Source organism: Mesorhizobium sp. M5C.F.Ca.IN.020.29.1.1 (genome assembly GCF_003997375.1).
In the GTDB taxonomy this organism is placed as follows: Bacteria; Pseudomonadota; Alphaproteobacteria; order Rhizobiales; family Rhizobiaceae; genus Mesorhizobium; species Mesorhizobium wenxiniae.
In genome coordinates this window covers 1-6,003 of record NZ_RZSW01000399.1, presented here as the reverse complement: position 1 = coordinate 6,003, position 6,003 = coordinate 1, and the positions used below count along the sequence as shown (strand labels likewise).

6 protein-coding genes and 1 pseudogene are annotated in these 6,003 nt (G+C 61.2%); 6 read left to right on the top strand and 1 reads right to left on the bottom strand.

Features of this window, described 5'->3' with window-relative positions:
• The 6 genes and pseudogenes from EOA85_RS39290 to glpK form a co-directional block, all read left to right on the top strand.
• Nucleotides 1-154 (top strand): annotated as a pseudogene (locus EOA85_RS39290) (ABC transporter ATP-binding protein); the annotation flags it as partial.
• A 2-nt stretch (nucleotides 155-156) separates the two neighbouring features.
• Nucleotides 157-1,023, top strand: a complete 867-nt coding sequence (locus EOA85_RS25260) for a sugar ABC transporter permease (RefSeq protein WP_127211584.1) — start codon at nucleotides 157-159, stop codon at nucleotides 1,021-1,023.
• A 1-nt stretch (nucleotide 1,024) separates the two neighbouring features.
• Nucleotides 1,025-1,945, top strand: a complete 921-nt coding sequence (locus EOA85_RS25255) for a carbohydrate ABC transporter permease (RefSeq protein ID WP_203546849.1) — start codon at nucleotides 1,025-1,027, stop codon at nucleotides 1,943-1,945.
• 66 nt (nucleotides 1,946-2,011) lie between these two features.
• On the top strand, nucleotides 2,012-2,293 hold the full coding sequence (locus tag EOA85_RS25250; RefSeq protein ID WP_065009557.1) for a DUF2160 domain-containing protein: 282 nt from the start codon (nucleotides 2,012-2,014) through the stop codon (nucleotides 2,291-2,293).
• 77 nt (nucleotides 2,294-2,370) lie between these two features.
• Nucleotides 2,371-4,095: an ABC transporter substrate-binding protein gene (locus EOA85_RS25245; protein WP_065009558.1), complete on the top strand. Its 1,725-nt coding sequence runs from the start codon at nucleotides 2,371-2,373 to the stop codon at nucleotides 4,093-4,095.
• Between the two features lie 102 nt (nucleotides 4,096-4,197).
• Nucleotides 4,198-5,691, top strand: coding sequence for a glycerol kinase GlpK (gene glpK / locus EOA85_RS25240; protein ID WP_127211583.1), 1,494 nt, complete (start codon nucleotides 4,198-4,200; stop codon nucleotides 5,689-5,691).
• An 83-nt stretch (nucleotides 5,692-5,774) separates the two neighbouring features.
• Here glpK and EOA85_RS25235 read toward each other — a convergent pair.
• A partial coding sequence (locus EOA85_RS25235; RefSeq protein WP_164759864.1) for a BA14K family protein occupies nucleotides 5,775-6,003 on the bottom strand: 229 nt, incomplete at its 5' end.

The following is a 6,003-nucleotide window of genomic DNA, read 5'->3' as shown; positions in this document are numbered from 1 at the left end:
CCGCCACAAGGTGGTGCGCGCCAGTTTCGAAGGCCGCGACATAGCGGCGATTGTCGGCGAGGACGAGGACATTCCCGCCGATCCGAAGATCGCTTTCGACCCGGCCGGCATCAACATCTATGCCGATTCCTGGCGCGTCGAGATCGGAGGCTGAGCATGGAAAGGACCTGGAACAACAAGGCTTGGTTCATGGTGCTGCCGGTGCTCTTGCTGGTGGCTTTCTCGGCGATCATCCCGCTGATGACGGTCGTGAATTATTCGGTGCAAGACACTTTCGGCAACAACGTCTTCTTCTGGGCGGGCTCGGAATGGTTCGAAGAAATCCTGCATTCCGACCGTTTTTGGGAAGCGATGGGCCGCAACCTGGTGTTCTCGGCCATCATCCTCATCATCGAGATTCCGCTCGGCATCTTCATTGCGCTCAACATGCCGAAGAAGGGCTGGGGCGTTCCGGTCTGCCTGGTGCTGATGGCGTTGCCGCTGCTCATCCCGTGGAACGTCGTCGGCACCATCTGGCAGGTGTTCGGCCGCGTCGACATCGGTCTACTCGGATATTCGCTGCGGGCGCTCGGCTTCGACTACAACTACGTCAACGACCCGTCCGACGCCTGGGTCACCGTCATCGTCATGGACGTCTGGCACTGGACGAGCCTGGTGGTCCTGCTCTGCTACGCAGGGTTGGTCTCGATCCCCGACGCCTATTACCAGGCGGCGAAGATCGACGGGGCGTCGCGCTGGGCGATCTTCCGCTATATCCAGTTGCCCAAGATGAACCGTGTGCTGCTGATCGCGGTTCTGCTGCGCTTCATGGACAGTTTCATGATCTACACCGAGCCGTTCGTCGTCACCGGCGGCGGGCCCGGCAACACCACCACTTTCTTGTCGATCGACCTGGTGAAGCTGGCCATCGGAGAGTTCAACCTCGGTGAGGCGGCGGCCATGTCGATCGTCTATTTCCTGATTATCATGCTCCTGTCCTGGGTGTTCTACACCGTCATGACAGCCTACGACGCGGAGCGGTGAAATGGCACACCTCGACGAAACCACGGCCAACGAACGAACGCTGATGCGGCAAACCCCCGCTACAGCGGAAGCGCAGACGGCGAACGCCACGCTGGCACGCAAGATGCGGCGGCGGGGTGAGGAGTCACGGTTCTGGTGGCTGGTGCCAACGATCTACATCATCTTCCTGATGTTGCCGATCTACTGGCTGGTCAACATGAGCTTCAAGAACAACCAGGAGATTCTCGGCGCCTTCTCGCTTTGGCCGAGAAACCCGACGCTTGCTAACTACGCGGTCATTTTCAATGATCCGTCCTGGTACAGGGGCTACATCAACTCCATCATCTATGTGGTTATGAACACGGTGATTTCGGTCGCCGTGGCGCTTCCGGCAGCATATGCCTTCTCGCGCTACCGTTTTCTCGGCGACAAGCACCTGTTCTTCTGGCTGCTCACCAACCGCATGGCGCCGCCGGCGGTGTTCGCGCTGCCGTTCTTCCAGCTCTATTCGGCTTTCGGCCTGATCGACACGCACATCGCGGTGGCGCTGGCGCACTGCCTGTTCAACGTGCCGCTGGCGGTCTGGATTCTTGAAGGCTTCATGTCGGGCGTGCCGAAGGAAATCGACGAGACCGCCTATATCGACGGCTATTCCTTCCCACGCTTCTTCCTGAGGATATTCATGCCGCTGATCGCGAGCGGTGTAGGCGTGGCCTGCTTCTTCTGCTTCATGTTCTCGTGGGTCGAACTGCTGATCGCGCGGACGTTGACCACGACCGCCGCCAAGCCGATCGCCGCGATCATGACGCGCACCGTCTCGGCCTCGGGCCTCGACTGGGGCGTGCTGGCCGCAGCCGGCGTGCTCACCATCCTTCCGGGCGCGCTCGTGATCTGGTTCGTCCGCAACTACATCGCCAAAGGCTTTGCCTTGGGGAGGGTGTGATGAAACGAACGCACGAGTTCATACGCAACACCATCGCCAAGGGCTTTGCCCTGGGAGGGATGTGACATGAATCTCACCTGGATGGCATGGACGTTGCCGACGGCGATCTTTTTCATCACGATCCTGGCGCTGCTCTGCGGCATGGCGATCTGGGAGTACGTCTCGCCGGGCGGCAGTCCGCGGGTCGGCGTGCTGCGGTTCGAGACAACGCGCGGCGACCGTCTCTTTCTATCGCTGCTTGGCAGCGCCTTTATCCATCTCGCTTGGCTGGGTCTTGTCGGACCCAACCTGTGGTGGGCTCTCGCTCTCTCCGTGGTCTACGCCATCGGCGTGTTCCGCTACGTATAGAGGGGGAAACTGTTGGGGCGGCCGCGTGCCGGCGGCTGCTCCGATCGCACTTAAAACTGAAACAGTGGAGGAAACACATGAGACGGCAATTTTTGACATCAACGACTGCGCTTGTCCTGTTGCTCGGGGCAGGCAACGCCTATGCCGGAATGGACGAAGCCAAGGCGTTTCTCGACGCCGAGATCAAGGACATGTCGACGCTCGATCGCGCTGCCCAGGAAGCCGAGATGCAGTGGTTCATCGATGCCGCAAAACCCTTTGCGGGCATGGACATCAAGGTCGTCTCGGAAACCATCACGACGCACGAGTACGAATCGAAGACGCTGGCCAAGGCGTTCGCCGACATAACCGGCATCAAGATCACGCATGATCTGATCGGCGAAGGCGATGTCGTCGAGAAGCTGCAGACGCAGATGCAGTCGGGCGAAAACGTCTATGATGCCTATGTCAACGACTCCGACCTGATCGGCACCCATTGGCGCTACCAGCAGGCGCGCAGCCTGACCGACTGGATGGCGAACGAGGGCAAGGACGTCACCAACCCGAACCTCGATCTCGCCGACTTCATCGGCACCAAGTTCACGACGGCTCCGGACGGCGATCTTTATCAGCTGCCCGACCAGCAGTTCGCGAACCTCTACTGGTTCCGCTACGACTGGTTCAACGACGAGAAGAACAAGGCGGACTTCAAGGCGAAGTACGGCTACGACCTCGGCGTGCCGGTCAACTGGTCAGCCTATGAGGACATCGCCGAATTCTTCACCGGCCGCGAGATCGACGGCAAGAAGGTCTACGGCCACATGGACTACGGCAAGAAGGACCCGTCGCTCGGCTGGCGCTTCACCGATGCCTGGCTTTCGATGGCCGGCAATGGCGACAAGGGGCTGCCGAACGGTCTTCCGGTCGACGAATGGGGCATCAAGGTCGACGAGAAGTCGCGGCCGGTCGGCTCCTGCGTGGCTCGGGGCGGCGACACCAACGGTCCGGCGTCGGTCTATGCCATCCAGAAATATCTCGACTGGATGAAGGCCTACGCTCCGGCCGCGGCCCAGGGCATGACCTTCTCGGAATCCGGACCGGTGCCGGCGCAGGGCGAAATTGCCCAGCAGATGTTCATGTACACGGCCTTCACCGCCGATATGGTGAAGGACGGCCTTCCCGTCGTGAACGAGGACGGTACGCCAAAATGGCGCTTCGCTCCGTCGCCGCATGGCGTCTACTGGAAGGACGGCATGAAGCTCGGCTACCAGGACGTTGGTTCCTGGACGCTCCTCAAGTCGACGCCTGATGACCGCGCCAAGGCAGCCTGGCTTTACGCGCAGTTCGTCACCTCGAAGACCGTGGACGTGAAGAAAAGCCATGTCGGCCTGACGCTGATCCGCGAGAGTACGATCCAGCACAAGAGCTTCACGGACCGCGCCCCGAAGCTCGGCGGCCTGATCGAGTTCTACCGCTCGCCGGCCCGCGTCCAGTGGTCGCCGACGGGTACGAACGTTCCTGACTATCCGAAGCTGGCACAGCTTTGGTGGCAGGCGATCGGCGACGCCTCGTCGGGTGCCAAAACCCCGCAGGAGGCGATGGACTCGCTCTGCGCCGAGCAGGAAAAGGTGCTTGAGCGCCTCGAGCGCGCCGGCGTGCAGGGCGACATCGGACCGAAGCTCGCCGAGGAAAAGACCCTCGAAGAGTGGAACGCTGATGCCGTCTCCAAAGGCAATCTCGCGCCGCAGCTGAAGATCGAGCCGGAGAAGGACAAGGCGCAGACCATCAACTACGACGAGCTGGTCAAGAGCTGGAGCAACTGAGCATCGATCCGGGCCTTCGCGCCCGCATCGCTACAATCGGGGGAGGCGGCATCGTGCCGTCTCCCCTGTTTGCGCCAAGGGAGTGGGGCTGAGGGAGTGAGAATGAGTGGCTTTATCCTTGCAATTGACCAGGGAACGACATCGAGCCGGGCGATCTTGTTCGATCCCGAAATGAAGGTCGTAGGCAGCGGGCAGAAGGAATTTACCCAGCATTATCCGGCTTCCGGCTGGGTCGAGCACGATCCGGAGGAAATCTGGTCGAGTGTCGTGGCGACGGTGAAGGCTGCGATGAACAGCGCCGGCCGCGATGCGTCGGATGTCGCGGCGATCGGCATTACCAACCAGCGCGAGACCGTCGTCATCTGGGACAGGGCGACCGGCAAGCCGATCCATAACGCGATTGTCTGGCAAGACCGCCGCACCGCGCCGCTGTGCCAGAAATTGAAGAAGCAGGGACTGGAGAAGAAGTTCACCAGAAAGACCGGCCTGCTGCTCGATCCCTATTTCTCCGGCACCAAGATCGCCTGGATGCTGGACAAGGTGAAGGGCGCGAGGAAACGCGCCGCCAAGGGCGAATTGCTGGCCGGCACTATCGACAGCTTTCTGATCTGGCGGCTGACCGGCGGCAAGGTTCACGCTACCGATGCCACCAATGCCTCGCGAACGCTGGTCTACAACATCGAAAAGAATGCCTGGGACGACGAGCTTCTGGCCATTCTCGGCATACCGGGAAAAATGCTGCCGCAGGTGAAGGATTGCGCTGACGACTATGGAATCACAGAGAAAAGCCTGTTCGGTGCAGAGATAAAAATCCTCGGCGTGGCTGGCGACCAGCATGCGGCGACCATCGGCCAAGCCTGTTTCGAGCCGGGCATGATGAAGTCCACCTATGGCACCGGCTGCTTCGCGCTGCTCAACACCGGCAGCGATCTGGTGCGCTCGAAGAACCGGTTGTTGACGACCATTGCCTACAGGCTGAACGGCAAGACCACTTATGCGCTGGAAGGCTCGATCTTCATCGCTGGTGCGGCCGTGCAATGGCTGCGCGACGGCATCAAGGTGATCGGCAAGGCCGAGCAGAGCGGCGTGCTGGCGGCGAGCGCCGACCCGACTCAAGAGGTGTATCTAGTGCCGGCTTTCGTTGGGCTTGGCGCGCCGCATTGGGACGCCGAGGCGCGCGGCGCCATCTTCGGGCTGACCCGGAATTCGGGCCCGGCTGAATTTGCCCGGGCCGCATTGGAATCCGTGGCCTTCCAGACGCGTGACCTGCTCGACGCGATGCGCAAGGACTGGAAGGGCTCGTCAGCGAAGACCGTTCTCAGGGTCGATGGCGGGATGGTGGCGTCGAACTGGACCTTGCAGCGGCTGGCCGACATCCTCGATGCGCCGGTCGACCGTCCGACCATCCTGGAGACGACGGCGCTTGGCGCGGCATGGCTGGCCGGCTCGAAGGCGGGTGTCTGGCCGAAGACAAGGGAATTCGCCAAGAGCTGGGCGCTCGAACGGCGGTTTCAGCCGGATATGAATGTTTCGGTCCGTTCCGCAAAACTCGCCGGCTGGCGCGACGCCGTGCGTAGGACGCTAAGCACGATTTAGATTCTTAGATTCGCGCACCAAAAAGCCTGCGCCGGTGCCGGCGCAGGCTCTTCAACAATCTTTGTTCAACTCTGCCCGGCGTATCAATAGGGCGAGATGCACTGCCGGCGGGGGCCGTAGTAAGGCTGATACGTGTTGTCATACGCCCGGTAGGATCTGTAGCGGCTGTAGCACCACTCCACGTGTGAACCGCCTCGATAGACGGGGCGGTACTGGTTGTTGATGATCGCGCCGGTGATCAGCGCGCCAGTGGCGAAGGCCGCCAGCGGGAACCAGTAGTCGTTGTAGCGACGATAGCCGGGGCGATAATAG

Coding starts and splice junctions, on each gene's coding strand:
- glpK (WP_127211583.1), top strand. CDS start 4,198: ATGAGTGGCTTTATCCTTGCAATTGACCAGGGAACGACATCGAGCCGG.
- EOA85_RS25260 (WP_127211584.1), top strand. CDS start 157: ATGGAAAGGACCTGGAACAACAAGGCTTGGTTCATGGTGCTGCCGGTG.
- EOA85_RS25245 (WP_065009558.1), top strand. CDS start 2,371: ATGAGACGGCAATTTTTGACATCAACGACTGCGCTTGTCCTGTTGCTC.
- EOA85_RS25250 (WP_065009557.1), top strand. CDS start 2,012: ATGAATCTCACCTGGATGGCATGGACGTTGCCGACGGCGATCTTTTTC.
- EOA85_RS25255 (WP_203546849.1), top strand. CDS start 1,025: ATGGCACACCTCGACGAAACCACGGCCAACGAACGAACGCTGATGCGG.